The organism is Agromyces litoreus (genome assembly GCF_040496015.1).
Taxonomy (GTDB): Bacteria; Actinomycetota; Actinomycetes; order Actinomycetales; family Microbacteriaceae; genus Agromyces; species Agromyces litoreus.
The window spans coordinates 1-23,336 of the sequence record NZ_JBEPKA010000003.1 but is presented as its reverse complement, the minus strand read 5'-3'; the positions used below and the strand labels follow the sequence as shown (position 1 = coordinate 23,336).

The window sequence follows — 23,336 nt, the reverse complement described above, 5'->3', positions numbered from 1 at the left end:
CCGTTCCTCTCCCTGCGAGTTCCCCGACCGCACCGTCGTCAGCAGCCTCTATCCTTGGCTGACCGGGATGTCGGCGACGGGGGATGGTGCGACAGATGCGACGACGGGCGCGGCGACTCATCGCAGTGCTGGTCCCGGCTGCCGTCGCGATCGGACTCGTCGCCTGCACCGATCCGGTGCTCCGGCCCTCCAGCGACCCGGCGACCTCGGCTGAGGAGCTCGCGGGCGCTGCGGAGTACTGCGAGTCGCAGGGCGGCGAAGTGCAGCAGCGTCAGCCCGCATCGCAGACCGACCTCGGCGAGTCCGAGTGGGTCCCGCTCGGCGACCCGGTCGCGGTGTGCCGGTTCCAGACGCTCGACGACGACGCGAAGTCGCGCATCTACGTCGACCTGGTGACGATCACGTCGGACGAGCCGACGCTGGCCGCACTCGCCTACCTCTCGCGCGCCGAGATCCCCGACGACCCGCCCGGCAACCCCGCCTCGGCGCTCTGCGCGTCGCTCGGCGGCACCGGCGCCTTCGGATCGAGCGGCCGCGGCGGCGGGTTGGCCGACCCCGACGACGCGGACGATCCCGTCATCGTGCCGTGCACCTTCGCCGACGGATCGTTCATCGACGAGTGGGGTCTCGCGTACCACGCCGACGGCACGGTGCGCGGCAAGGACCTCTCGGGCGTCTTCCAGTTCGACCAGTCCACGCTGCCCCAGCTCTTCTGACCGCGGCCGTCCGCGGCCGGCCTCAGCCGTCGATCGCGAGCGGCAGCACCTCCGCGTTCGGAAGGGCGGCGAGGAGGCGTCCGGTCACGAGCAGCTTCGAGCCCCGGATGCCGCTGCCCACGATGAGACGGGGGTGCGCGGCGACGGACTCGTCGACGAGGATCGGCCAGTCGGAGGGGAGACCGATCGGCGTGATGCCGCCGTATTCCATGCCGGTGAGCTCGACCGCGTCGTCCATCGGGGCGAAGGACAGCCGGCGCGCTCCGAGGTGCCGTCGGATCACGCCGTTGACGTCGGCGCGATCGGATCCGCGGACGAGGCAGGCCGCGTACCAGGTGCGCTCGCCGCGCCGCGCCTGCACGACCACGCAGTTCGCGCCATCCGCCATCGAGACCTCGTAGTGCTCGCAGAACGCCGCCGTGTCGGCGAGGCCCGGCTCGATCGCGGACACGAGCACGTCGGCGGCCTGCGTGGGGGCCATCGTGGCGACCGCACGCTCGGTCGGCGGCGCGAGCAGGCGCGGGGCGTCGAGTGCGGGTGCGAAGTCGAGCGTGCCGAAGCGCATGGCGATCAGGCTACGACGGATGGCGCGGCTGCGGCGCTGCGGCCGGCGAACTCGCATCGGATGCACCGGCCCACGGGACGGAGGCCGACGAAGATGGTCGAGGACGAGACCCGGTCAGTCGTTCGCGTCGACCTTGAGCGTCGTGCCGTGGACGTGCTCGCCGACGACCGTCGCGATGACCGCGGGAGTGTGCGCGGCGTACTTGCGCTCGTACTCCGCGTCGATCGCCGCGTGGAGGTCGTGGTCGTCGTCGGCGACCCACGTGAACACGACGTCGCGGATCACGCCGGCCGACTTGATCCGACCTGCGCCGCCCTCCTTCGCGCGCTTGTACCAGCCGTTGCCGGGCCCGTACGCCGAGCGGACGTAGAGGTCGTCGCCGATGCGGACGACCCAGATGGTCGTGTACGGCCTCAGCGACCCGTCCTGGCGCTCGGTCGCCACCTCCAGTTGCTCGGCGGCGCCGATGCGGTCGAGTTGGTGGTCGGTCCACGGACTCATGGGTCGTCCTTCCCGTTCGGTGTTCCGGTCAGCCGAGCGTGGGCTCCTCGGCGAGGGGGTCGATCAGGGCGGGGTCGTGCGGGTCGATGCGGCGGTGGTTGTTCACGCGCGGGTCGACCTCGTACTCGCGGATCGTCGGCGCCACGCGGTCGGACTGCGCGATGAGGAACTCGACCATGCCCGACGCCTCGGCGGGCGAGAGCTTCGCGGGGTCGAGGTAGTGGTCGACGGCGTCGAGCGGCAGGTAGACCGGCATCCGGTCGTGCACCTCGCCGGAGGCGTCGCGCGCCTCGCGCGTGATGATCGAGGTCGAGACCTCCCACGTGCCGTCGTCGAGCTTGCGGGCCGTCGAGATGCCGGCGGCGGCGAGCAGGTCGTCGGCGCCGTGCAGGTAGTGCGCGCGCTTCATCCCCGGTTCGCCCGTCCACTCGTAGTACCCGCGCATGGGGACGACGCAGCGGCCCGACGCGAACGCCCCCTTCCACAGGCCGTTGGTCGCGACGGTCTCGATGCGGCTGTTGAACTGCGGCCGCTTGGAGTCCTTCATGAACGCGGGGTGGAAGTCCCACCGGGCCGGCTCGAGTCGCCGGACGAACTCACCGGTGTCGGAGCGGGCGCGCTCGCGCACGATCGGCACGGTGTCGGTCGGTGCGAGGCTGTACGACGGCCGCCAGTCGGCGAAGTCGTTCTCGGCATCGAACACGGCCGTGAGGTCGTCGGCCTGCTGCGAGACCACGAATCGTCCGCACATGGAGGCCCTCCGATCGGATCACTCGAGCCTACGCCGGGGTGCGGACACGCTGCAGGCTCCCAGCGGGACCGGGTCGAAACGGAGATTCCCCTGTCGCGAATGCGTCCGCATGGATACGGTGAGAGCAGAGATCTGCCCGTCCGAGGGTCGAGGTCGCACGACGGCGTGCGGCCAGTCCAACGGGAGGGGTCGATCGCACCCAGTCAACGACGACAGGTCGCACGGGAATGCGGCCGGAGGGGGCACACCATGAGATCCGACCACCGACCCGTCAGATGGCGCAGACGCGCGATCGCGGCATCCGGAGCCCTGCTGCTCGGCGCCTCGCTCGTGACCGCCACCGCGGCCTCCGCCGCGGACGACCCGCGCGAGGGCCTCGCGCCCGGCCTGTTCGACGCCGGAATGGCGACCTCGAACGTCGACCTGCTCTCGAGCACGCCGAAGGTGTCTCCCTTCGACGTCTTCTTCAACTCCGACCTTGCGTTCACGGGCGACTTCGCCATCGGCGGCAGCTACGCCGGGTTCCAGGTGTACGACGTCTCCGACCCGGCCTCGCCGTCGCTGCGCGGCACGTTCGTGTGTCCCGGCGGCCAGGGCGACGTGTCGGTGTACGGCGACCTGCTCTTCATGTCGGTCGAGCAGTCGAGCGGCCGGATCGACTGCGGCACGCAGGGTGCGCCGGGCTCGGTGAACCCCGACCGGTTCCGCGGCGTCCGCATCTTCGACATCAGCGACATCGACAACCCGGTGCAGCTGCCGGGCGTCCAGCTGTGCCGCGGATCGCACACGCACACCCTCGTCACCGACCCGAACGACCCGGACAACATCTACGTCTACAACTCGGGCACCTCGAGCGTGCGCTCGCCACTCGAGCTGGAGGGCTGCGAGAACGCGGCGCTGACGACGGAGCCGGTGACCGAGGGCAACCCGACGCAGTGGCGCATCGACGTCATCCAGGTGCCGCTCGCGGCGCCCGAGACGGCGGAGGTCGTGAACCAGCCCCGCATCTTCACCGATGAGGAGACCGGCGCGTTCAACGGCCTGCAGAACACGCTGCCCGGGTCGGCGCAGCATCCGAGCGGGGCGATCTACTCGCCGACGCCGAACACCAACACGTGCCACGACATCACCGCGTACCCCGAGCTGGGCATCGCGGCCGGCGCGTGCCAGGGCAACGGCATCCTGCTCGACATCACCGACCCGGCCAACCCGGTGCGGACCGACGCGGTCTCCGACCCGAACTTCTCGTACTGGCACTCCGCCACGCTGAGCAACGACGGCACCAAGGTCGTGTTCACCGATGAGTGGGGCGGCGGCGGCGGCGCGCGGTGCCGTGAGACCGACCACCCGGAGTGGGGCGCCGACGCGATCTTCGACATCGTCGACGGCGAGATGCAGTTCGCGAGCTACTACAAGCTCCCGGCCGTGCAGACCACGACCGAGAACTGCGTCGCGCACAACGGCTCGCTGGTCCCGATCCCGGGGCGCGATGTCATGGTGCAGGCGTGGTACCAGGGCGGCCTCTCGATCTGGGACTTCACCGACTCGGCGAACCCGGTCGAGATCGCGTACCTCGACCGCGGCCCGATCACCGAGGGCTTCCTGACGCTCGGCGGCTACTGGTCGACCTACTGGTACAACGGCAACGTGTTCGGCAGCGAGATCGCGCGCGGCTTCGACAGCGTGGCGCTCACGCCGAGCATGTACCTCTCGGCCAACGAGATCGCCGCAGCCGGTGAGATCCAGCTCGACGAGTTCAACGCGCAGATGCAGACGATGCTCGTGCACGCGCCGAGCTTCGCGCTCTCGCGGGCCTTCGTCGACCAGGCCGAGCGCGACGGCAGCCTGAGCGGGAATGCGCTCAAGCAGGTGCGCAAGGCGATCGACCAGGCCGAGAAGCTCGCGGCCCAGGGCGACGACGGCTCGGCCGTCGACCAGCTCATGAACGCGGAGCGCAAGTCCGGCGCCGCGCCGGACTCGAACCTCGCGCAGAGCCTGCAGGGGCTCGTGGCGATGTACGACTGAGTCGCACGGGGAGGCCGGGCGACCGGTCTCCCCGGCGCTCGCGACGATGCCCGGCGATCCTCGGATCGCCGGGCATCGGTCGTGCGGCCGAGCAGTGCGCCCCGGGTCAGGACGAACGTTCGGCCAGCATGCCGAGCATCCGCGAGATCTCGATGCTCTGGTCGCCCTCGACGTGACGGGCGAAGTCCGAGATCGTCGGCTCCTCGCCGCCGCCCGCCGAGTACAGGTCGCCGACCATCTCGAGCGCGCCACGATGGTGCTGGATCATGTACTCGAGGAAGAGTCGCTCGAACTCCACGCCCCGCGCGGCCTCCAGACGCTCGAGCTGGTCGTCGGTGAGCATGCCCGGCATGAGCTCCGCGCCGTGGTCGTGGCCGCCGCGCAGCGGCTCGACGCGATCCTGCAACCAGGTCGTCATGAGCTCGATCTCGTCCTGCTGGCTGATGCTCATGCGCTCCGCGAGGAGGCGCAGGTCGCGGTCGGTGGTGCGCTCGTCGACCCATCCGGTCATCGTGATGGCCTGATCGTGGTGGTGGATCATGTCGCGCATGAACTGGGCGTCGACCTCGACATGGGCCGGTGCGTCGAAGCCCTCCGCCGCTTCCTCGGGGGAGAGCGTGCGGTTCTCCTCGCCCGGCGCGCCGAGCTGCACGACCGGTCCCGTCGCCTGCGGCGCGTCGTCAGCGCCGTCCGCCGTGCACGCGGTCAGCCCGAGGGCGAGCAGGAGCGTCGCAGCGATGCCGTAGGGCCGGGTCAGAGCCGCCATCCGAGTACCTCATCCACGTCGAAGGGAACGTCATGCGCGCGGTCGGGTCGGCCCGCCGCGCTGCAGGTCTCGTCAGGCTAGCCCGGATCCGCAGCCCGCGCGACCGGCCTTCCGGCGACCTCCCCGCATCCGGTCCGAGCGGGTGCAGGATGAGCGCATGACGATCGGACTGCGCACCGACGTGCTGCGACCCGCCGACTCGGAGCGCGCCGAGCGCGTCACCTACGTCGAGCTCTTCTTCGACCTCGTGTTCGTCTTCGGGCTGAACCAGCTCGCCGCCTACCTCGCCGGCAACCAGACCCCGCTCGGCGCGGTCGAGGGCGCGATCATGGTGTGCGCGCTCTGGTGGGTGTGGGTCTCGACGACCTGGGTGACCAACTGGCTCGATCCGGTCCGGATGCCGGTGCGCGTCGCCGTGATCGCGTTCGCGTTCGTCGCGTTCGTCATGAGCGTCGCGATCGGCGAGGCGTTCGGCGAACGGGCGTGGACCTTCGCCCTCGCGTACGTCGCGCTGCAGCTCGGCCGCGCCGTGCTCATGGTGTGGGCGACGGCGCGGCACGACGCGCGGGTGACGCACGACTTCGGCAACGTGCTCGTGTGGGCGCTGGCCGGTTCGGTGCTGTGGATCGTCGGCGCGCTGCTGCCGACGGCGTTCCAGCTGCCGTTCTGGGCGGCCGCGCTCGGGCTCGAGCTCGTCGGCAGCGTCCGCGGGTACCCGGTCCCTGGCCGCGGCCGCGTGGAGATCGAGCGCTGGGACGTCTCGGGGGGCCATCTCGCGGAGCGGAGCGCCCTGTTCGTGCTCATCGCCCTCGGCGAAGGGCTGCTCGTGACCGGATTCGAGTTCGCCGGCGAGGAGGCGTCCGCCGATCGCGTGCTGGCGATGGTCCTGGCGTTCGTGCTCGCCGTGGCCTGCTGGTGGATCTACTTCGACCACGGCGAACGGATCGGGTCCGAGGCGCTGCAGGCCGCCGGTGCGCCGGGCCGGATGGCGCGTGCGGCCTACTCGTGGGTCCACCTGCTGATCGTCGGCGGCATCGTGCTGCTCGGCGTGGGGGACAAGGAACTGCTCGCTCATCCGCACGAGCAGAGCCTGGGAGCCGTCGTCACGGTGCTCGGCGGGCCGGCGCTGTTCCTGGTCGGGACGCTGGCGTTCCGGCGCGTGCTCGAGCGGCGCTGGATGCGGGCGCAGCTCGCCGGCATCGGCGGCATCCTGGTCGTCGCGGCGATGTCGCCGCTGCTCGATCCGCTCGGTACCGGTGCGCTCGCCGCGGTCGTGCTCGTCGCCACCGCCGTCGGCGAGAGCCTGGAGCGGATGCGCCGACGCGCACCCTCCGGCGGCTGAACAGGGCGCGACGTCGTCTCGGCCGCATTCCGGTTGCGGCGACGAGCTCGCGCCCTCGCCGACGCTCAGCGACCGCCGAACTCCTCCTGGTCGTCCTCGGGGTCGGCGACCTCCTCCATGACGAACTCGACGTCCTCCTCGCCGACGCCCTCGGCCTCGAGCTCCTCCTCGTACTCGACCTCGGCCTCCCTGCCGTGGTTGAAGTCCCCTTCGAGCGGATCGACGAAGCTGGTCATGGCATCCTCCTTCGGATGGGCGGCGGCCCGGGGCTCCGGGCTCCGCGAGGTGCCATCAGGCTAACGCCGCGCGGGCCGCGGGGGAACGGGGTGGACGAGCCCCGCGGATCACCGACGGGGGAGCGCGAGGATGCGCTCGAACGCCGCGTCCGCCACGCGGTCGACGGCCTGCCGCTCGGGGTGCGCGTCGTGGAAGTCGACGATGCGCCGCGCGCCCTCGTCGAAGGTGATGGTCGTGCGGAACCCCGGCACGAGCGCCTTCACCTTCGCGTTGTCGAACACCATCGAGTGCGCCTTGTCGCCGAGCAGGCCCGGACCCCAGTCGGGGTGCACCGCCGCGATGGTCTCCGACGCGACGTGCACGAGTTCCGCGTCGGGGACGCCGGCCGCCTCGGCGAGCCAGCGGTAGATCTGGTTCCACGTCGGGGCATGGTCGCCGGTGATGTGGAAGGCGTCGCCGACGGCGAGGGGATTGCCGAGCAACCCGACGAAGGCGACCGCGAAGTCGTCGTGGTGGGTGATCGTCCACAGGCTCGTGCCGTCGCCGTGCACGACGACGGGGCGGCCGGCGCGCATGCGGGCGATGTCGGTCCAGTGGCCGATGGTGGGCACCGACGTGGCGTCGTACGTGTGGGAGGGACGGACGATGGTCGCGGGGAAGCCCCGCTCGCGGACGGCCCCGACCAGGACGTCCTCGCAGGCGATCTTGTCGCGCGAGTACTGCCATTCGGGGTTCACGAGCGGCGTCGACTCCGTCACCGGGAGGCGGCTCGGCGGGGTCTGGTAGGCCGAGGCCGAGCTGATGAACACGTACTGGCCGATGCGGCCCTCGAAGAGCTCGAGGTCGGCGCGAACGTGATCGGGCGCGAACGCCACGAACTGGCAGACGACGTCGAACTCGAGCGGATCGACGCCTCCGCGGCCGAGCGCCTCCTTCACGGCGTGCACGTCGCGGACGTCGGCGGCGATCTTGCGCACGTCGCCGGGGAGGGGTCGCAGGGCCGATGAGCCGCCGCGGTTCAGGACGGTCACGTCGTGGCCGACGGCGAGGGCGCGCCGGACGCACGCGGAACTGATGATGCCGCTGCCGCCGATGAACAGGATCCGCTTCGCGCTCACCGACCCCATGGTGCCATCCGGCGGCCCTCGACGACAGGCCCTGCGACCCCGCGGGTCAGGCGGCGGACCAGCCGCCGTCGGAGGCGAGCACGACGCCGTTGACGTTCACGCCGTCGTCCGAGAGCAGGAACGTGATCGACGCGGCGAGGGCCTCGGCCTCGGCGGCGTCGGGGAGGATCGCCATCGCCTGCCGCACGCGCTGCGCGCCGAGCGGCGAGGCGAAGCTCGCCTCGATGTTGGTGATGGTCGGGCCGGGTGCGACGGCGTTCACCCGCAGTCCGCTCGGGCCGTACATGAACGCGGTCGACTTCGTGAGGCCGACCACCGCGTGCTTCGACGTCGTGTAGGCGACGCCGGCCGCCGAGCCGCGCAGCGCGGCCTCGGACGCGGTGTTCACGATGGAGCCCGCGCCGCGGGCGACCATGGCGGGGACGACGGCGCGCATGAGCTTCATGGTGCCGTCGACGTTCACGCGCATGACGCGCTCCCAGACGGCGTCGTCGAGCTCGCCGACCGGGGTCATGTCGTCCATGATCCCCGCGACGTTCGCGAGGCCGTCGATGCGCTCGCCCGCGGCCGCCACGATCTCGTCGATCCCGGCGTCGTCGGTGATGTCGGCGGCGAGCGTCACGAGGTCGGCCCCGGCGTCCTCGGCGGAGCGGAGTTCGCCGGCGAGGTCGTCGAGGCGCTCGCGCGAGACGTCGACGGCGACGACCCTTCCGCCCTCGCGGGCGATGCGCGAGGCGGTGGCGCGGCCGATGCCCGATCCGGCGCCGGTGACGATGACCGTCTTGCCGGTGAAGCGACCGCGATCGATCCGCTCGCGCCACTCGGGGCGCTCGACCGGTGCCGGTTCCGTGGCCGCGGCCTCGGCGGTCTCGGTCGACGCGTCTGCGGGGGCCGCACCCGCGGGCACCTCGCCGGCCGCCGCCCGCGCGACGAGCTCGTCGAGCATCGCCTGCGAGAAGCGTCCCTTGCTCAGGGTGACGAGGCGCTTGAGCGCGAGGCGGTGGACGGGCCGGAGCACGTCGGGGTCCTGACCCGACTGCGACAGCAGGTCGCGGATGATGGGGCCGCCGGTGGGGTCCTTCAGCCAGGTCCTGATCGAGGAGTCTCCGGTGAGGGTCGTCGTGGTGCTCATGAGGGGGATGTCCTTCCTTCACTGGCGCCGACGGCGATCGCCGACACCGGACAACGCTGTCCGGTAGTAACGTAGCACCCATGTCCGAGCGTCAGCCGGGAGTCGGCACGACCGCCCGCCGGCCCAACCGCGGGCCGAGCGCGGGCCCCGGGAACCGCCGCGCGCTGATCGCGGCCGCCCGCGAGATCTTCGCGGCCGATGGGCTCTCGGCCCCGTTCAGCGCCATCGCCAAGCGCGCCGGCGTCGGCCAGGGGAGCCTCTACCGCCACTTCCCCGACCGGCTGTCGCTGGCCGTCGCCGTGTTCGAGGAGAACCTCGACGAGCTCGACGAGGCCGTCGCCGCACCCGACGCGGGGCTCGACGTGCTGCTCGAGCGCGTCATCGCGCAGGCGCTCAGCTCGACGGCGCTCATCGACCTGATCTCGGCGAACCCCCACGACCCTCGGGTCGAGCGCCTCGGGGACCGCATGCGCGGGATCGCCGAGGGCGCCGTGCAGCACGAGCGCGCGGCGGGCCGGTTCGGCGAGCACGTCGACCTCGAGGACGTGCTGCTCGCGATCTCCATGCTGGCGGGCCTGCTCGCCCGCACCGAACCGGACGCGCGGGAACGCACCGCCGAGCGGGCCTGGGCGCTCCTGCACGGCGCATTCGCCCCGCAGCCCGGCGGTCCCGGCCACCGCTGACCGGTCAGCCGCGCCCCGCCCACGGATCGTAGTCGGCCAGCAGCGGCTCCTGCCCCGGCCGCTCGCCCTCGGGAACGTGCTGGAGGTTCACGCGCACGCGGTACCAGAGCGAGCTCGATCCGCGCATGCCGTCGACGAGGACGTCCGCGGGTGCGAGCCGGGCTGCGGCATCCGGATGCGACGCCGTCCAGCGCTCGAGCGCATCGAGCGCCTCCGCCCTGGTCTCCGTGCGCGCCACCTCGATGAGCGGCATCGACGACACCCGGCGTCCCGAGCCCTCGCCGCGCGACGCGCCCCGCGGCGCGCGCTCGGCCGGACCGAGTTCGTCGGCCAGGGCGAGAAGGCCCTCGAGGGAGCCCACGGCGTCGTCGAGGCCCGCGTGCGCGTCACCACGCTCGGCGAAGCGCTCGAGGACGGTCGGCACCGTGAACTCCTCCGGTCGCCGCGAGCGCACCTCCTCCCATCCGAGCGGGGTCGAGACCCGCGCGTCGGGCAGCGGACGCACGGAGTACGCCGACGCCACCGTGCGGTCCTTCGCGTTCTGGTTGAAGTCGACGAAGACGCTCTCGCCGCGCTCCTCCTTCCACCACCGCGCGGAGGCGAGGCCGGGCGCACGACGCTCGACCTCGCGCGCAAGGGCCTCGGCCGCGAGCCGCACCTGCGGGTACTCCCAGCGCGGGGCGATGCGCACGAGCAGGTGGATGCCGCGCGAGCCCGAGGTCTTCGGCCAGCCGACGAGGCCGTGGTCCTCGAGCACGTCGCGCGCGACCATCGCCACGTCGACGATCTGCGACCAGTCGACGCCGGGCATCGGGTCGAGGTCCACGCGGAGCTCGTCGGGATGGTCGAGGTCCTCGGCGCGCACCGGGTGCGGGTTGAGGTCGAGGCATCCGAGGTTCACGACCCAGGCCAGGCCCGCGGCATCGCGCACCACGGCCTCCTCCGCCGAGGTGCCGCGCGCGTAGTGCAGCGTGGCGGTGTCGATGAACGCCGGATGGTTCTCGGGCACCCGCTTCTGGAAGAAGGGCTCGCGATCGATGCCCTTCACGAAGCGCTTGAGCACCATGGGCCGGCCACCGGCGCCACGCAGCGCCCCGTCGGCGACGGCCACGTAGTAGCGCACGAGGTCGAGCTTGGTCAGTCCCGCCTGGGGGAAGACGATGCGGTCCGGATGGCTCACGCGGACCTCGTGCCCGTCGACCTCGAGCATCACGGCGTCGTCGCGTGCGGCCATGACACCGGATCAGGGGGTGACCTGCGCCGTGGCGCCCGTCGAGCCCGGCGCGGCGGCGCCCGGCCGGTCCGGGTTCGACGTCGCGACGCCGGGATCCTGGTCCGCCGCGGGAGCCACGGTCGCCGCCGGTCGCCGGAGCTGCATCAGGATCGCCGCCGCCAGGCAGCAGGCGCCGGCCAGGGCGAGGATCGACCCGACGGGCGACGCGTCGCCGCCCGAGGTCGCGAACGTGTCGGCCAGCGTCAGTCCGAGCCCGAACCCGGCCCACCACAGGAAGAACGTGGTGGCGTGGATGAGCAGCAGGCCGCCGGTCACGGTGTCGTGCGGCGTCACCAGGCCGCGGCGCGCGCCCTGGAGCGCGAGGTACGAGCCGGCGACGGTCGCGAGCGTCGCACCGAGGGCCCACAGCAGCGGGCCGCCGTCGATCATCCCGTCGCGGTCGATCATCGTCTCGTAGACCTGTCGCAGGGGCAGGTCGGGCACCTTCGCCGCCGGGTTCCAGACGAGCAGGTGCAGCGTCCCGAGCACGATCACGGCCAGCTCCGCGCCCGCCGCGGCCGCCACCGCCGCGCGCACCCGCGGAAGGCTCCGTGCATCGGCGCGATGCTCGGACAGTCCGAACGCGATGAGGGCGTAGCCGCCCACGGCCGCGGCGAGGGCGAGCAGGATCAGGAACGGGGAGCGCGCCGCGCCGCTGAACCAGACCGCCAGCGGCAGGCCCACCGCGACGGCGACCGCAACCCACCGACGCCAGAGGGCCGGCGTGCCGGCGGTGACCAGCAGCAGGATCCCGAGCGGCAGCGCCGCCCACACCGCGGCGACCTCGAGCACCACCGAGGTGGCCGAGACCACGTCGCGCCATGCATCGGACGCGATGCCGGGCACCGCGAGGTCGACCGACACGCTCGTGGCCGCCAGGACGACCGCGACCGCGAGGAACGAGGCGCCGGCCCGGGCGCGCCGGCCCGGGAAGGCTCCGCTCCTCGGCATCCGGGTCATGACGACCTCATCTCGTTCCGGCAGCAGGTGCCGTTGACCCCACCATGGCACGGATCGACGGGCGGCGGAACCCGGTGCGGTCGTGCGCTCAGTAGCCCGCGGACGGGGACGGCGGCGGGCCGGATGGGGCGTCCCTCGCATCGGGCGCGCCTGCGCGGGCGAGCGCCTGCTCGAGGTCCTCCGCGAGGTCGTCGACGTGCTCGAGGCCCACCGAGAGCCGCACCAGGCCGTCGGGGATCGTCTCGGCCTCGGCGGGCCACCGCCGACGGCGCTCGAGCTGGGACTCGACCCCGCCGAGGCTCGTCGCATGCACCCACACGCGCGTCGCAGCCGCGACCCGTTCCGCGGCATCGGCCCCGCCCGCGACGACGATCGAGACGATGGCGCCGAAGCCGGGGTAGCGGACCTCCTCGAGGGACGGATGCCCGTCGAGGCGGCGGACGAGTTCGCGCGCGGTGGCCTGGGCCCGTTCGAGCCGCACGTGCAGCGTGCGGAGTCCGCGCAGTGCGAGGAAGGTCTCGAACGGCCCGGGGACTGCGCCGTGCAGGCTGCGATGCGCGACGATCCGCTCGAGCAGGTCGTCGTCGCGCGCGATCACCGCGCCCATGAGGACGTCGCTGTGGCCGGAGATCGACTTCGTCGCCGAGTGCACCACCAGGTCGGCGCCCTCGGCGAGCGGGCGCTGCAGCAGCGGGGTCGCGAAGGTGTTGTCGACCGCCGTCAGCGCGCCCGCCTCGCGCGCGGCGCGCGCGATCGCGGCCAGGTCGGCCACCTCGAGCGCCGGGTTCGTGGGGGACTCGACCCAGACGAGGTCGGCGCCGACGGCCGCCTCCGCGATGCCCGCGGTGTCGCGCACGTCGACGAGCCGCACGACGACCCCGCGCGTCGCGGCGAGGTCGTGGAGCAGGCCGATCGTGCCCGTGTACGAGTGCCGGGGCGCGACGGCCGTTCCACCGGTCGGCACCAGCGACAGCACCGCGGAGATCGCGGCCATGCCGGAGGCGAGCGCGACGCACGAGCCGCCCTCGAGTGCGCCGAGCGCCTCCTCGAAGGCGGTCCACGAGGGGTTGCCGTATCGGCCGTACGCCGCCGGTCCGCCCGCGTGGAAGGTCGAGGCGAGGTGCACGGGCGTGCTCATCGGGGCGTCCGGGTCGCGCGCCGGGCGTCCGACGTGCACCGCGAGGGTCTCCGGATGCAGGTCGAGGGCGTGCTCGCCCTCGGGGACGGGCTCGGGCTGGTCGTGCATGGCGGCTCCTCGCTGGACGGACTGGTTCGATCCTCGCCCATCGCGGCGGCGATGACGACGCCCGCCGATCCGGGTATCGTCCGCCCTGAGGGCGCGCGGGGGTGCGCGGAGGCCGACCGGCCGGCGCCATCCCACCGGTCCCCGCGGGCATCGTGCGCCGGGGGAGGAGCAGGCGATGCGACAGGTCGGATGGCTGATGGTGCTCGCCGTCGCCGCGGTGCAGGTGCTCGCCGGCGGGGCGATGCTCCTCGGCGACGTGCGCGCGACCTTCGAGGGCGACACGGGCGTGCGGTGGGAGGCGCTGGAGGCGGCGTACCCAACGGTCACGGCCCAGTTCGAGATCGCCAACCGGGCGTCGCTGGCCGGGACGCTGGTCGTCGGGCTCTACTCGGTGCTCGTCTGCGTGTTCGCGCTCCGGACGGCGCAGCGCTGGTCGTGGTTCGCCCTGTGGCTGCTGCCGGTCTTCATGCTGCCGGGCATCGTCGGCCTGCTCGGCACCGACAACCAGCAGGCGTTCGGGTACTTCGGGCTGGGGCTCGTCGCGGTCGCGGTGGTCGGCCTGCTGCTCTCGATCCCGGGCGTGCTCGTGGCCGACCGCCCCGGTTCCCCTCCCGACGGAACGCGGCGCGCGGGGGTCAGTCCGTCTTCGTGACCGGCTGCACCACGCCGTCGGTGACGTTTACGTCGACGCCGACGAACGTCGGCAGGTCGGGCTCGAGGGCGTCGCGCAGTTGCGACAGCGGCGGCACCCTCCCCCCCGGCGCCTCGACCGCGACCCGCGCGCGGAGGTTCTTCCACGTGATGCCCTGGACCTCGCCCTCGCCGAGCCAGTCCGTCGTCGCCGCCTGGATGCGCGCGGTCCAGGCGGCCTGGGCCAGGATCACGACCGTGTTCAGGGCCAGCGGGATGGCGGTCAGCACCGTGAGCACGGCGATGATCGCGTAGGCGCGGCGGCGCCGCGATCGCTGCGAGAGCGCGTCGCGCGCGTATCCGGCGAGGGTGAAGACGATCGCCCCGGCGATGATCAGCGCCACCACGTTCGAGAAGAAGAGGAGGAACGCGCCGACGGCCCCGTCGAAGTCGCCCTGGCCCAGGGTCACCCCGACGACCGCGAGGGGCGGGACGAGCGAGATCGCGATCGCGACGCCCGGCAGGACGGCGCTGAGGTCCTTGCGGCTCATCGCGAACGCCCCGGCGACGCCCGTCGCGAGCGCGGCGACGAGGTCCATCAGCTGCGGCGAGGTGCGGCCGGCGATCTGCGAGTTCGCGTTGAGGTTCGCGCTGTTCGGAACCCCGAGGGAGAACAGCGCGCCGATGAGGATGACGGCGGCGACCGCTCCCGAGACCCAGAGCACGGAGGAGAGGACCAGGCGCGCACGACCCGTGACGATGCCGACGGCGATGCCCAGGATCGGCGTGCCGAGCGGGGCGATGATCATGGCCCCGATCACGGTCGCGGTCGAGTCCAGGAGGACGCCGGCCGTCGCGATGACGCCCGACAGGATCAGCATGATGATGAAGCCGCTCCGCTTGCCGACCCGCTCGCCCGAGTCCAGGTCGAGCTGGTCGAGGAGGTCCTCGACCGGGTTCCGCGTCACCGGCGGGAGCAGGAGCTCTCTCATGGTCGCCACGAATCGGATGATGCCACCGCGGAGCCCGTGCGGCCCGGATCGGCGCGCGACGTCGGGCGAGTCCCCGCCGCGACGACCCCGGTGACACGGGCAGGGCGCAGACTGGAGTGGTGACCCCCGACCTCGCCCTCGACTGGCGCGCACCGCACGAGACGGACGTCGCGCAGACGCTCGGCGTGCTCCGCCGCGGCCCGGGCGACCCGACCTACGTGCGCGCCGCGGACGGCGCCGTCTGGCGGTCGACGCTGACCGACGACGGGCCGGCGACGCTCCGGGTGGTGCAGCGGGGCGCCGACCTCGTCCGCATCGAGGCCTGGGGTCCCGGCGCCGAGGCCGCCGTGGCCCTCGCGCCGTCCATGCTCGGCGAACGCGACGACACGACGGGCTTCCGCACCGGGGTCGAGGTGCTCGACCTCGCGCATCGCCGCAATCCGGGCATGCGCGTGGCGCGCACGGCGCGGGTGATGGAGGCGCTCGTGCCCGCCATCCTCGAGCAGAAGGTCATCTCGCGGCAGGCGCACGAGTCCTGGCGTCGGCTGCTGCGCGCCTTCGGCGCCACTGCGCCCGGTCCGTCGCCGCGTCCGATGCTCGTGCCGCCGTCGGCGGACGGATGGCGCGCGATCCCGACCTGGGAGTGGCATCGCGCCGGCGTCGACCCGCGCCGGGCCGCGACCATCCAGCGCGTCGCGTCCCGCGCCGCACGCGTGGAGGAGGCGGCCGAGCTCTCCCACGTCGATGCCGCCGCGCGACTGACGGTCTTCCCCGGGGTGGGCGCATGGACCGCCGCCGAGGTCGCGCAGCGCGCCTTCGGCGACCCCGACGCGGTGTCGGTCGGCGACTACCACCTCGCCGGCTACGTGGGGCATGCCCTCTTCGGGCGCGACATGGACGACGACGAGATGCTCGAGGCGCTCGCGCCGTGGACCGGCCAGCGCTATCGCGTCATCCGCCTGATCATGGCGGCGGGCCTGCCGGGCCGCCCCCGACGCGGACCCCGGATGCCGTTCGTCGACCACCGGTCGCGGTGATCGCGGCCTCCGCCGCGCCGATCGAGTGACCTTCGGCCCGACAGCGGCGACCGCGCTCGGCGAGGCTGGCAGCGAGCCGCCGATGACGGCGGCGAGGGAGTGATCGGACGTGTTCACGCAGGTGGTCGTGGGGTGGGACGGCTCGCCGAATGCGGACGCCGCCCTGCGATGGGCCGCGGAGCGCTCCGACGAGGAACCGCTCCGACTGGTGCACGCGGTGGCCGTTCCCGCCGCGGAGGAGCCCGGTTCCCGCGCCCGCCTCGCACCGGACGACGAGGCGGCTGGATTCCTCGAGCGCATCGAGGGGCTGCGCGCGACGCATCCGAATCGCGTCGTGTCGGCGCAGACCGTGCACGGCCGGGCGGAGAAGGTGCTCGGATCGTGCGTCGCGCACGACGCGCTCGTCGTGGTCGGCGCGTCGCAGAGCGGACACGAGACCGCCTGGACGCTGGGGGCCCGACTCGCCGGCCGGCGCGGCTCGGGCACGGTCGCGGTCATCCCGCCGGACTGGGACGTCGCGACCCGGAGGGGGATCGTGGTCGGCGTGGACGGTTCCGACGAGGCGCAGGCCGCCATCCGCGTGGGCGTCGAGGAGGCCGCCCGGACCGGCGAGCCGCTCGAACTGCTGCACGCGTGGGTCGTGCCGACGAGCTGGAACTCCGCCTACGTGGAGTACCTCGGCGACGTGTCGCTGATGGAGGAGATGCGGCACGACCTGCTGGACGCCGCCGTCGAGTACGCGCGCTCGATCGGGGGCGACCCGACCGGCCGGCTCGAGCGCGGCGCCGCGGCGCCGATCCTCGCCGAGGCGAGCGAGACGGCGCGCCTGGTCGTCGTCGGGAGCCATGCCGCCGGCGGCATGGTCCGCTTCCTGCTCGGTTCGGTGAGCCACGACCTGCTGCTCAGCGCGGCAGGCCCCGTCGTGGTCGTCGGCGAGGCGGGATAGCCGGCGCGCACGCGTCACGGGCGCAGGACCTGAGAGAGAAGGACCGGAGGAAGGAACGCCATGGACGAACTGGACGACGACCGTCCCCCCACCCGAAGCCTGACCGAGGAGGAGTGCTGGGCGCGTATCGAGGCCGCGCCGTTCGGCCGCATCGCCGCGCACGCCGCCGGGGAGGTCGACATCTTCCCGGTGAACCACCGGGTCGACCGCAGCGGCGTCGACGGACCGGCGATCGTGTTCCGCACCGCCGCGGGCACCAAGCTGCTGGAGCTGACCATCCACTCGCACGTCGCGTTCCAGGTCGACGGCTACACCGATGAGGACGCGTTCAGCGTGGTGCTCAAGGGGGAGGCGAAGCAGCTCGAACGCGACAGCGAGATCGAGCACGCCGAGACCCTCGGCGTGCAGCCGTGGGCGCCGGAGGCCAAGGACCGCTGGGTTCGCGTCCAGCCGACCGAGGTGCAGGGCCGGACGTTCCAGCGCGCCCGCTAGGAGGAGGCCGCCGCCGCATCCGCCGTGTCCGACGCGCCGTCGAGCAGCGCGTCGAGCGTCGGGTGGAGGTGCGGCGTCGACAGCGCCGACGCGGCGTGCTGCGCGCCGACCTCGAGCGCCGCGTCGACGTCGGCGCCGTCGAGCATGGCGTGCAGCACACCGGACATGAACGCGTCGCCCGCGCCGTTGGCGTCGACGACGTCGACCGGCACGGCGTCCACTCGGTGCTCGGTGACGGTGCCGCCGCGCGCGGACAGCGCGACCGCGCCCTCGGCACCGAGCGTGCAGACCGCGAGCCGGGCGCCATCGTCGACGACCCGGCGCAGGAATGGGAGCGGTTCGCCGATGCGGTCGGCGTTGAGGAACACCGCGTCGGCGGCATCCAGGAACGGCCGGTGGAACGCGCTCGTGCCGTCGTAGTCGTGCAGGTCGGTCCAGATCGGCCGGCCCGACGCGCGGGCGTCCGGGATGACCCGGCGCGAGCGCTCGGAGAGGTCGAGCACGATCGCGGCGGCGTCCTCCATCGCCGCCGTCAGTCGGTCGTCCTCTGGCGACGGTCGGTCGTCCGGCGTGGAGAGGTAGATGGAGACGCGCTCGCCGAGGGGCGTCATGAGGTTGAGGTGCCGCTCCGTGCGGACGCCGTCGACCTCGTCGAGCTCGAGGCCCGGGACGGATGCGAGGATGCTGCGGAGCCGCTCGCCGTCGGCGTCCGACCCGATCAGGGTGAACAGCTCCACCGGCCGTCCGAGCGCGGCGAGCCCGAGCGCCTTGCCCGCCGAGGTCCCGCCGACGGTCTCGTGGTCGCCGAGCGCGAACTGCATGTGCGGCACGGGCTCGGGGAGGTGCTCCACCCGGACGATCCGGTTCCACGATGCCGGTCCCGACACGACGACCCGGTCGCCCATGCTGCGCTCCGCTCCGGCCGCGGAGGTCGCGGCATCCGGTCCCATCCTGCACCGCCCGGCGTTCCGCCGGGAGGGGTCGGCGAGCCCGCCCTGCCGACCGCGTACGCTGGCGACCACCCGGCCACCACTCGCGAGGAGTCCGCATGCCCTTCTTCGACCTGCCCGCCGACGAGCTGCGCGCGTTCCGTCCGGAGGTCGCCGAGCCGGTCGACTTCGACGCGTTCTGGACGGAGACGCTCGCGGCGTCGCGCGCGTTCGCCACGCCGCCGCGGGTGGCCCGCGTGGACTCCCCGCTCTCGGTCGTCGACGTGCACGACGTGGAGTTCTCCGGGTTCGCCGGCGACCCGGTCAAGGGATGGCTGCTCACGCCCGCCGGCGCCGAGGGGCCGCTGCCGGCGATCGTCGAGTACGTCGGCTACGGCGGCGGCCGCGGGCTGCCGCACGAGCGGCTGCAGTGGGCGGCATCCGGGTACGCGCACCTCGTGATGGACACGCGCGGGCAGGGGTCGGCGTGGGGGACGGGCGGCGGTACGCCCGATCCGCACGGCACCGGACCGTCGTTCCCGGGGTTCATGACGCGCGGCATCCACGACCCGGCCGAGTACTACTACCGGCGCGTGTTCACCGACGCGGTGCTCGCGGTCGACGCGATGCGCTCGCTCGACGTGGTCGACGCCGGCCGCGTGGCGGTGACGGGCGGCTCGCAGGGCGGCGGGATCGCGCTGGCCGCGGCCGGACTCGTGGAGGGACTCGTGGGCGCGATGCCGGACGTGCCGTTCCTGTGCTGCTTCGAGCGATCGGTCGGACTCACCGATCGCGACCCGTACCACGAGATCGTCCGGTACCTGGCCGTGCACCGGGACGCCGCCCCCACCGTCTTCTCGACGCTCTCGTACTTCGACGGCGTCAACTTCGCGAAGCGGGCGAGCGCCCCGGCCCTCGTCTCGGTCGCGCTCATGGACCCGGTCTGCGCCCCGTCGACGGTCTACGCCGCCGCCAACCACCACGCGGTCGGGGCCGAGGTCGCCGAGTACGCCTTCAACGAGCACGAGGGCGGGCAGGGCGTGCACTGGTCGCGGCAGGCCTCGTGGCTCGCCGACCGGCTGCGCGGGGGGCCGCTCGCGAGCTGAACCCGCCGCGGCCGGTCGGCGCGCCGCGGCGCGCCGTGTCGGATGTCCGTGCTGGGCTGGGGTCATGGGCTTCGACGCGCGCTTCCTCGGCCTCGACGCACCGATGCCCGAGGTGCCGCCCGATGAGCGCACCGCGACCGTCGCGCTCGACTACCTGCACTTCACCATCGTCCTCGACACGTGCCGGCGGTTCGCGCGGATGACGGGCGTCAACGTCGACGGCGGGCGGGTGGTCGAGGTGCCGCGCGCCGACGACTGGCGCTTCGACGCGCGGATCCCCGAGGACTGGCAGGCCGGTCCGGACGTCTACGCGCGCAACGACCTCGATCGCGGTCACCTCGTGCGTCGACGCGACCCGGTCTGGGGTCCGCCGGAGGTCGCGCGCCGCGCGAACGACGACACGTTCCGGTTCACGAACGCGGCCCCGCAGCAGGCCGAGTTCAACCAGTCGCTCGAGCTCTGGAACGGCCTGGAGGATCACGTCCTCGCCTTCGCGACGGTGCACGCCCAGCGGCTGAGCGTGTTCACCGCGCCCGTGCTCGACGACGACGATCCGCCGTACCGCGGCATCCTGGTGCCGCTGCGGTTCGTCAAGGTCGTCGCCTGGCGGTCGGGCGACGTGCTCGCGACCGCCGGGTTCCTGCTCGACCAGTCGCCACTCGTGCGCCTCGACGCCCGTGAGCGCGAACGGGTCGCGGCCGGTGCGGCGGAGGTCCCCGACCTCGGTCCGTTCCGCACGTTCCAGGTGCCGGTCTCCGAGATCGCGGCCGCCACGGGGCTCTCCATGCCCGAACTCGCGGCGGCCGACCGCATGCCGGTGGCCGCAGCCGTCGCCGGGCCGCGCGAGCTGAGCGGGCCGGAGGACCTCATCCTGGAATGACGGCGAACTCCTCGAGCAGGCGCAGCCCCTCCGGCCACTCGCCCAGGCCGCTGTCGGCGTTCACGTGTCCGAGCGGCCCGAGCTCGACCAGTCGCGCCCCCCACGCGACCGCGAACGCCGCGATGCGCTCGGGCGTCGCGTACGGGTCGTCCGACGATCCGAGCACCACGCTCGGCAGCGGCAGCGGGCCGTCGGCGATCGTGAAGCCCACCGCGGGCGGCGGGAACGCGGCTGCATCCGGATCCGGCGGCGCGACGAGGAACGCCCCGACGGCACGCCGCCGCACCGCCGGCGCTCGCATCGCCCAGTGGGCGACCGCGAGGCAGCCGAGGCTGTGGGCGACGACGATCGGGGGCCGTGATGCCGCGGCGACCGCGGCGTCGACGGCCCGGATCCAGTCGTCGAGGTCGGGACGGTCCCATGATGCCGGGGCGATGCGCCGCGCCTCGGGGAGCGTGCGCTCCCAGGCCGACTGCCAGTGCGTCGCGCCGGACCCGAAGACGCCGGGGACGAGGACCAGGGGGTGCGGCATGGACGGCTCCTCGAATGCGCGGACGGGGCGGCGCGCCCTCGCCCGGTGCGTTCAGCATGCCAGTCGCGGCGCGCGGTCGCGACGGGTGACGTGACGTCGCGCGCGGTGACAGGCTGGGGGCATGGCGGAACCCGACACCCTCCGCACCGACGTCCTGGTCGTGGGCGCCGGGCCGAGCGGGCTGATGGCCGCCCTGGTGCTGGCGCGCCGCGGCGTCGACGCGATCATCGTCGACGGCAAGGACGGCCCGACGCGCGAGTCCCGCGCGCTGCTCGTGCAGGCCCGGTCGATGGAGCTCTACGACCAGCTCGGACTCGCCGATCGCGTGCTCGCGGGTCGCGCCGAGGCGCAGGGCGCCGTGCTCGGGTTCCGGCACGAGGAGATCGGACGGATCCCGCTTCGCCGGCTGGGCGAGGGCCTCACGCCCTTCCCCGACCTCACGATCTTCGAGCAGAGCCGGAACGAACGCCTGCTCGTCGATGCGCTCGGCGAGGCCGGTCGCGACGTGCGCTGGCGGCACCGGCTGGTCGCCCTCCACTCGCAGCGGTCCTCCGTCGCGGCGACGCTGGAGGGACCCGACGGGGAGGTCGTCGTCGAGGCTCGGCACGTGATCGGTGCGGATGGCGCCCACTCCGCCGTCCGGGAGCTCCACGGCATCCCGTTCGAGGGCGTGACGAACCAGCACACCTTCTTCGTCGCCGACGCGATCGGGGCGACCGGACTGGTGGAGGGGTGGGTCAACGTGCGCTTCGCGCCGGACGACCTCCTCCTGTCGTTCCCGATGGGCGGGGAGGGGCACCATCGCATCCTCGGAGTCGTGCGCGACCGCGAGCTCGGGGGCGCTGCGGAGCTCTCCGAGCCGCTCCTGCGCTCCCGCCTCGCGCGGGGGTTCACGGTCGGGTACCGGTCGTCGACCTGGTTCGCGACCTACCGACTGCACCACCGCGTGGCGGCGAGGTTCCGCGACGGCCGCTGCTTCGTCGTCGGCGACGCCGCCCACATCCACTCCCCGGTCGGCGGGCAGGGCATGAACACCGGCCTGCAGGACGCGCACAACCTCGCGCACGCGCTCGCCGACGTGCTCGTGGACGGCATGCCGCCGCGCCGCCTCGACCGGTTCGAGGCCGAGCGGCGCCCGGTCGCCCTGAAGCTCGTGGCCACGACGGACCGCCTGTTCTCCGATGTGACGTCCGAGTCGCGCCGGGCGCACCTGATCCGCGCACGCGTCATCCCGACGGTCGGCCGGGTCGTCGTCCCGCTGCTGCCCAGGGTGCTCGGCGGCGCTCGGGTGTTCGGCCTGATCTCGCAGATCCGCATCCGGTACCGGATGTCGCAGCTCGTGCCGTCGCGATCCCAGGTGCGCGACGACGTCGTGGGCAAGCGCCTGCCGTACGTCGCGGGCGAGCCGTCGAACTTCGACGCGCTGCGATCGATGCGCTGGCAGGTGCACGGCTACGGCGCGCCGGCCACGCTGGTGCGGCGGGTCGCGACCTCGCTCGGACTCGAGCACCACGTCTTCCCGCCCGCCCCGGGTCGCCTGCGCTCCGACCGCCTCTACCTCGTGCGCCCGGACGGGTTCGTGGCGGCGCAGGCGAGCGTGCCGGCCGGACGCCGAGCCGGACCGGACACGGTGCCCGCGACCTTCCGCGAGCAGCTCGACGGCTGAGCGGCGTCAGCCGGAGGCGGCGCCGGGCTGCTCCGCCTCCTCGGGGGAGGCGGCGGCCGGCACCGGGGCGACGCGCGCGGACCAGCTCGTCGCATCGCGCGACATGGCCCACGGCTCGGTCCGGCGCAGGCCGTGGCATCCCAGCACGACCTTCGCGACCCCGTCGGCGAGGTCGCGCGAGGACGGCGGGTTGGTGCGGTTCAGTTCGTCGAGGCTGAACGCGTCGACCGCGATCGGCTCGATGCCGCCATTCGCGTAGAGCAGCAGGTCCCACGACTCGACGTCGTCGGTCACGACCACGCGGCGCAGTTCCGCCCGCCCCGCGTGCTGCACCTCGTCGTCAGTCAGGCTCCCGAATGGCTTCGTCATCGTGCACCCCCGACCAAGCCAACCCCAGGCGGCCGCGGCACGGCGACAGGCGCGTGGGCGAGTCGCGCGAGCGCGTATCGTCGTCCCGTGGACGTGACGGACGGGGCGGGGAACACGGCCGACGACGCCACGGGGCGCAGGGTCGCGGGTGCCGCGACGCAGCTCGGCACCGAGGTCTCGATCAACTTCGGCTCCTCGCTCGCGGGCCTCGTGATCCCGGTGGTCGGCGCGTTCGTCGTGGTGGCCGTGCGCCAGCTGGTGATGGTCGCGGCGGTCCTGCCGTTCTACCGTCCCCGGCGGGCGCAGCTCACCTGGCGACGACTGCGGCCCGCCCTGGCACTCGGTTTCGTGCTCGCGGTCATGAACGTGTCGTTCTACGAATCGGTCGACCGGCTCGGGCTCGGCATCGCCGCGACCATCGAGTTCCTCGGCC

Annotated in this window: 26 protein-coding genes; 12 read left to right on the top strand and 14 right to left on the bottom strand. The window is 73.3% G+C overall.

Annotated elements, in window-relative coordinates; genetic code table 11:
- Positions 1 to 83 precede the first annotated feature (83 nt).
- Positions 84 to 716, top strand: a complete 633-nt coding sequence (locus tag ABME01_RS03105) for a hypothetical protein (protein WP_353826898.1) — start codon at positions 84 to 86, stop codon at positions 714 to 716.
- Positions 717 to 738: 22 nt separating this feature from the next.
- On the opposite strand, the gene ABME01_RS03100 is transcribed toward ABME01_RS03105, so the two are convergent.
- From ABME01_RS03100 to ABME01_RS03090, 3 genes are all read right to left on the bottom strand, one after another.
- On the bottom strand, positions 739 to 1,281 hold the full coding sequence (locus ABME01_RS03100) for a YbaK/EbsC family protein (RefSeq protein ID WP_353826897.1): 543 nt from the start codon (positions 1,279 to 1,281) through the stop codon (positions 739 to 741).
- 114 nt (positions 1,282 to 1,395) lie between these two features.
- A complete protein-coding gene (locus tag ABME01_RS03095) occupies positions 1,396 to 1,782 on the bottom strand; it encodes a DUF2255 family protein (RefSeq protein WP_353826896.1) in 387 nt (128 codons plus the stop codon).
- A gap of 28 nt (positions 1,783 to 1,810) precedes the next feature.
- Positions 1,811 to 2,533 carry an SOS response-associated peptidase gene (locus tag ABME01_RS03090; protein WP_353826895.1) on the bottom strand — a complete coding sequence of 241 codons (723 nt, stop codon included), beginning with the start codon at positions 2,531 to 2,533 and terminating at the stop codon, positions 1,811 to 1,813.
- A 249-nt stretch (positions 2,534 to 2,782) separates the two neighbouring features.
- On the opposite strand from ABME01_RS03090, the gene ABME01_RS03085 reads away from it, so the two are divergent.
- On the top strand, positions 2,783 to 4,558 hold the full coding sequence (locus tag ABME01_RS03085) for a hypothetical protein (protein WP_353826894.1): 1,776 nt from the start codon (positions 2,783 to 2,785) through the stop codon (positions 4,556 to 4,558).
- A 106-nt stretch (positions 4,559 to 4,664) separates the two neighbouring features.
- Here ABME01_RS03085 and ABME01_RS03080 read toward each other — a convergent pair whose 3' ends face one another.
- The gene (locus ABME01_RS03080) at positions 4,665 to 5,324 is read right to left on the bottom strand and encodes a DUF305 domain-containing protein (protein WP_353826893.1); all 660 of its coding nucleotides are present in this window, start codon (positions 5,322 to 5,324) and stop codon (positions 4,665 to 4,667) included.
- 157 nt (positions 5,325 to 5,481) lie between these two features.
- On the opposite strand from ABME01_RS03080, the gene ABME01_RS03075 reads away from it, so the two are divergent.
- Positions 5,482 to 6,666 (top strand): low temperature requirement protein A, encoded by a 1,185-nt coding sequence (locus tag ABME01_RS03075; protein WP_353826891.1) that lies wholly within the window; start codon positions 5,482 to 5,484, stop codon positions 6,664 to 6,666.
- A 65-nt stretch (positions 6,667 to 6,731) separates the two neighbouring features.
- On the opposite strand, the gene ABME01_RS03070 is transcribed toward ABME01_RS03075, so the two are convergent.
- From ABME01_RS03070 to ABME01_RS03060, 3 genes are all read right to left on the bottom strand, one after another.
- A complete protein-coding gene (locus tag ABME01_RS03070) occupies positions 6,732 to 6,902 on the bottom strand; it encodes a hypothetical protein (RefSeq protein ID WP_353826890.1) in 171 nt (56 codons plus the stop codon).
- A gap of 108 nt (positions 6,903 to 7,010) precedes the next feature.
- Positions 7,011 to 8,030, bottom strand: a complete 1,020-nt coding sequence (locus ABME01_RS03065; protein ID WP_353826889.1) for an SDR family oxidoreductase — start codon at positions 8,028 to 8,030, stop codon at positions 7,011 to 7,013.
- 46 nt (positions 8,031 to 8,076) lie between these two features.
- Positions 8,077 to 9,162: an SDR family NAD(P)-dependent oxidoreductase gene (locus tag ABME01_RS03060; protein ID WP_353826888.1), complete on the bottom strand. Its 1,086-nt coding sequence runs from the start codon at positions 9,160 to 9,162 to the stop codon at positions 8,077 to 8,079.
- 80 nt (positions 9,163 to 9,242) lie between these two features.
- On the opposite strand from ABME01_RS03060, the gene ABME01_RS03055 reads away from it, so the two are divergent.
- Positions 9,243 to 9,845 carry a TetR/AcrR family transcriptional regulator gene (locus ABME01_RS03055; RefSeq protein WP_353826887.1) on the top strand — a complete coding sequence of 201 codons (603 nt, stop codon included), beginning with the start codon at positions 9,243 to 9,245 and terminating at the stop codon, positions 9,843 to 9,845.
- A 4-nt stretch (positions 9,846 to 9,849) separates the two neighbouring features.
- Here the strand turns inward: ABME01_RS03055 and ABME01_RS03050 are convergent, their stop codons facing one another.
- The 3 genes from ABME01_RS03050 to ABME01_RS03040 all read right to left on the bottom strand — a co-directional run bounded on the left by ABME01_RS03050 (position 9,850) and on the right by ABME01_RS03040 (position 13,324).
- Positions 9,850 to 11,079 (bottom strand): DNA polymerase domain-containing protein, encoded by a 1,230-nt coding sequence (locus ABME01_RS03050; protein WP_353826886.1) that lies wholly within the window; start codon positions 11,077 to 11,079, stop codon positions 9,850 to 9,852.
- Between the two features lie 9 nt (positions 11,080 to 11,088).
- Positions 11,089 to 12,078 carry a hypothetical protein gene (locus ABME01_RS03045; protein ID WP_353826885.1) on the bottom strand — a complete coding sequence of 330 codons (990 nt, stop codon included), beginning with the start codon at positions 12,076 to 12,078 and terminating at the stop codon, positions 11,089 to 11,091.
- A gap of 88 nt (positions 12,079 to 12,166) precedes the next feature.
- Positions 12,167 to 13,324 (bottom strand): trans-sulfuration enzyme family protein, encoded by a 1,158-nt coding sequence (locus ABME01_RS03040; RefSeq protein ID WP_353826884.1) that lies wholly within the window; start codon positions 13,322 to 13,324, stop codon positions 12,167 to 12,169.
- A 175-nt stretch (positions 13,325 to 13,499) separates the two neighbouring features.
- Here ABME01_RS03040 and ABME01_RS03035 point away from each other — a divergent pair, with 175 nt between their 5' ends.
- Positions 13,500 to 13,976, top strand: coding sequence for a hypothetical protein (locus ABME01_RS03035; RefSeq protein WP_353826883.1), 477 nt, complete (start codon positions 13,500 to 13,502; stop codon positions 13,974 to 13,976).
- Here the strand turns inward: ABME01_RS03035 and ABME01_RS03030 are convergent.
- Entirely contained in the window at positions 13,960 to 14,946 is a 987-nt protein-coding gene (locus tag ABME01_RS03030) for a TIGR00341 family protein (RefSeq protein ID WP_353827098.1), read from the bottom strand. The genes ABME01_RS03035 and ABME01_RS03030 overlap by 17 nt on opposite strands.
- Positions 14,947 to 15,065: 119 nt before the next feature.
- On the opposite strand from ABME01_RS03030, the gene ABME01_RS03025 reads away from it, so the two are divergent.
- The 3 genes from ABME01_RS03025 to ABME01_RS03015 all read left to right on the top strand — a co-directional run bounded on the left by ABME01_RS03025 (position 15,066) and on the right by ABME01_RS03015 (position 17,421).
- Positions 15,066 to 15,983 (top strand): DNA-3-methyladenine glycosylase family protein, encoded by a 918-nt coding sequence (locus ABME01_RS03025; RefSeq protein WP_353826882.1) that lies wholly within the window; start codon positions 15,066 to 15,068, stop codon positions 15,981 to 15,983.
- A gap of 109 nt (positions 15,984 to 16,092) precedes the next feature.
- Positions 16,093 to 16,929 carry a universal stress protein gene (locus tag ABME01_RS03020; RefSeq protein ID WP_353826881.1) on the top strand — a complete coding sequence of 279 codons (837 nt, stop codon included), beginning with the start codon at positions 16,093 to 16,095 and terminating at the stop codon, positions 16,927 to 16,929.
- Positions 16,930 to 16,989: 60 nt separating this feature from the next.
- Positions 16,990 to 17,421: a pyridoxamine 5'-phosphate oxidase family protein gene (locus ABME01_RS03015; RefSeq protein ID WP_353826880.1), complete on the top strand. Its 432-nt coding sequence runs from the start codon at positions 16,990 to 16,992 to the stop codon at positions 17,419 to 17,421.
- On the opposite strand, the gene ABME01_RS03010 is transcribed toward ABME01_RS03015, so the two are convergent.
- Positions 17,418 to 18,326, bottom strand: a complete 909-nt coding sequence (locus ABME01_RS03010; RefSeq protein WP_353826879.1) for a carbohydrate kinase family protein — start codon at positions 18,324 to 18,326, stop codon at positions 17,418 to 17,420. The genes ABME01_RS03015 and ABME01_RS03010 overlap by 4 nt on opposite strands.
- 143 nt (positions 18,327 to 18,469) lie before the next feature.
- On the opposite strand from ABME01_RS03010, the gene ABME01_RS03005 reads away from it, so the two are divergent.
- Entirely contained in the window at positions 18,470 to 19,456 is a 987-nt protein-coding gene (locus tag ABME01_RS03005; protein ID WP_353826878.1) for an acetylxylan esterase, read from the top strand.
- 64 nt (positions 19,457 to 19,520) lie between these two features.
- On the top strand, positions 19,521 to 20,336 hold the full coding sequence (locus ABME01_RS03000; protein ID WP_353826877.1) for a DNA/RNA non-specific endonuclease: 816 nt from the start codon (positions 19,521 to 19,523) through the stop codon (positions 20,334 to 20,336).
- On the opposite strand, the gene ABME01_RS02995 is transcribed toward ABME01_RS03000, so the two are convergent.
- On the bottom strand, positions 20,323 to 20,868 hold the full coding sequence (locus ABME01_RS02995; RefSeq protein ID WP_353826876.1) for an RBBP9/YdeN family alpha/beta hydrolase: 546 nt from the start codon (positions 20,866 to 20,868) through the stop codon (positions 20,323 to 20,325). The two genes, ABME01_RS03000 and ABME01_RS02995, sit on opposite strands and share 14 nt — an antisense overlap.
- A 121-nt stretch (positions 20,869 to 20,989) precedes the next feature.
- On the opposite strand from ABME01_RS02995, the gene ABME01_RS02990 reads away from it, so the two are divergent.
- On the top strand, positions 20,990 to 22,534 hold the full coding sequence (locus ABME01_RS02990) for an FAD-dependent monooxygenase (RefSeq protein ID WP_353826875.1): 1,545 nt from the start codon (positions 20,990 to 20,992) through the stop codon (positions 22,532 to 22,534).
- A 6-nt stretch (positions 22,535 to 22,540) separates the two neighbouring features.
- On the opposite strand, the gene ABME01_RS02985 is transcribed toward ABME01_RS02990, so the two are convergent.
- Complete coding sequence (locus ABME01_RS02985) at positions 22,541 to 22,903, bottom strand: hypothetical protein (RefSeq protein WP_353826874.1); 363 nt, start codon at positions 22,901 to 22,903, stop codon at positions 22,541 to 22,543.
- Positions 22,904 to 22,990: 87 nt separating this feature from the next.
- Between ABME01_RS02985 and ABME01_RS02980 the strand changes: the two genes are divergently transcribed.
- Positions 22,991 to 23,336: DMT family transporter (locus ABME01_RS02980; RefSeq protein ID WP_495532341.1), on the top strand; the 346-nt coding region annotated here is incomplete at its 3' end.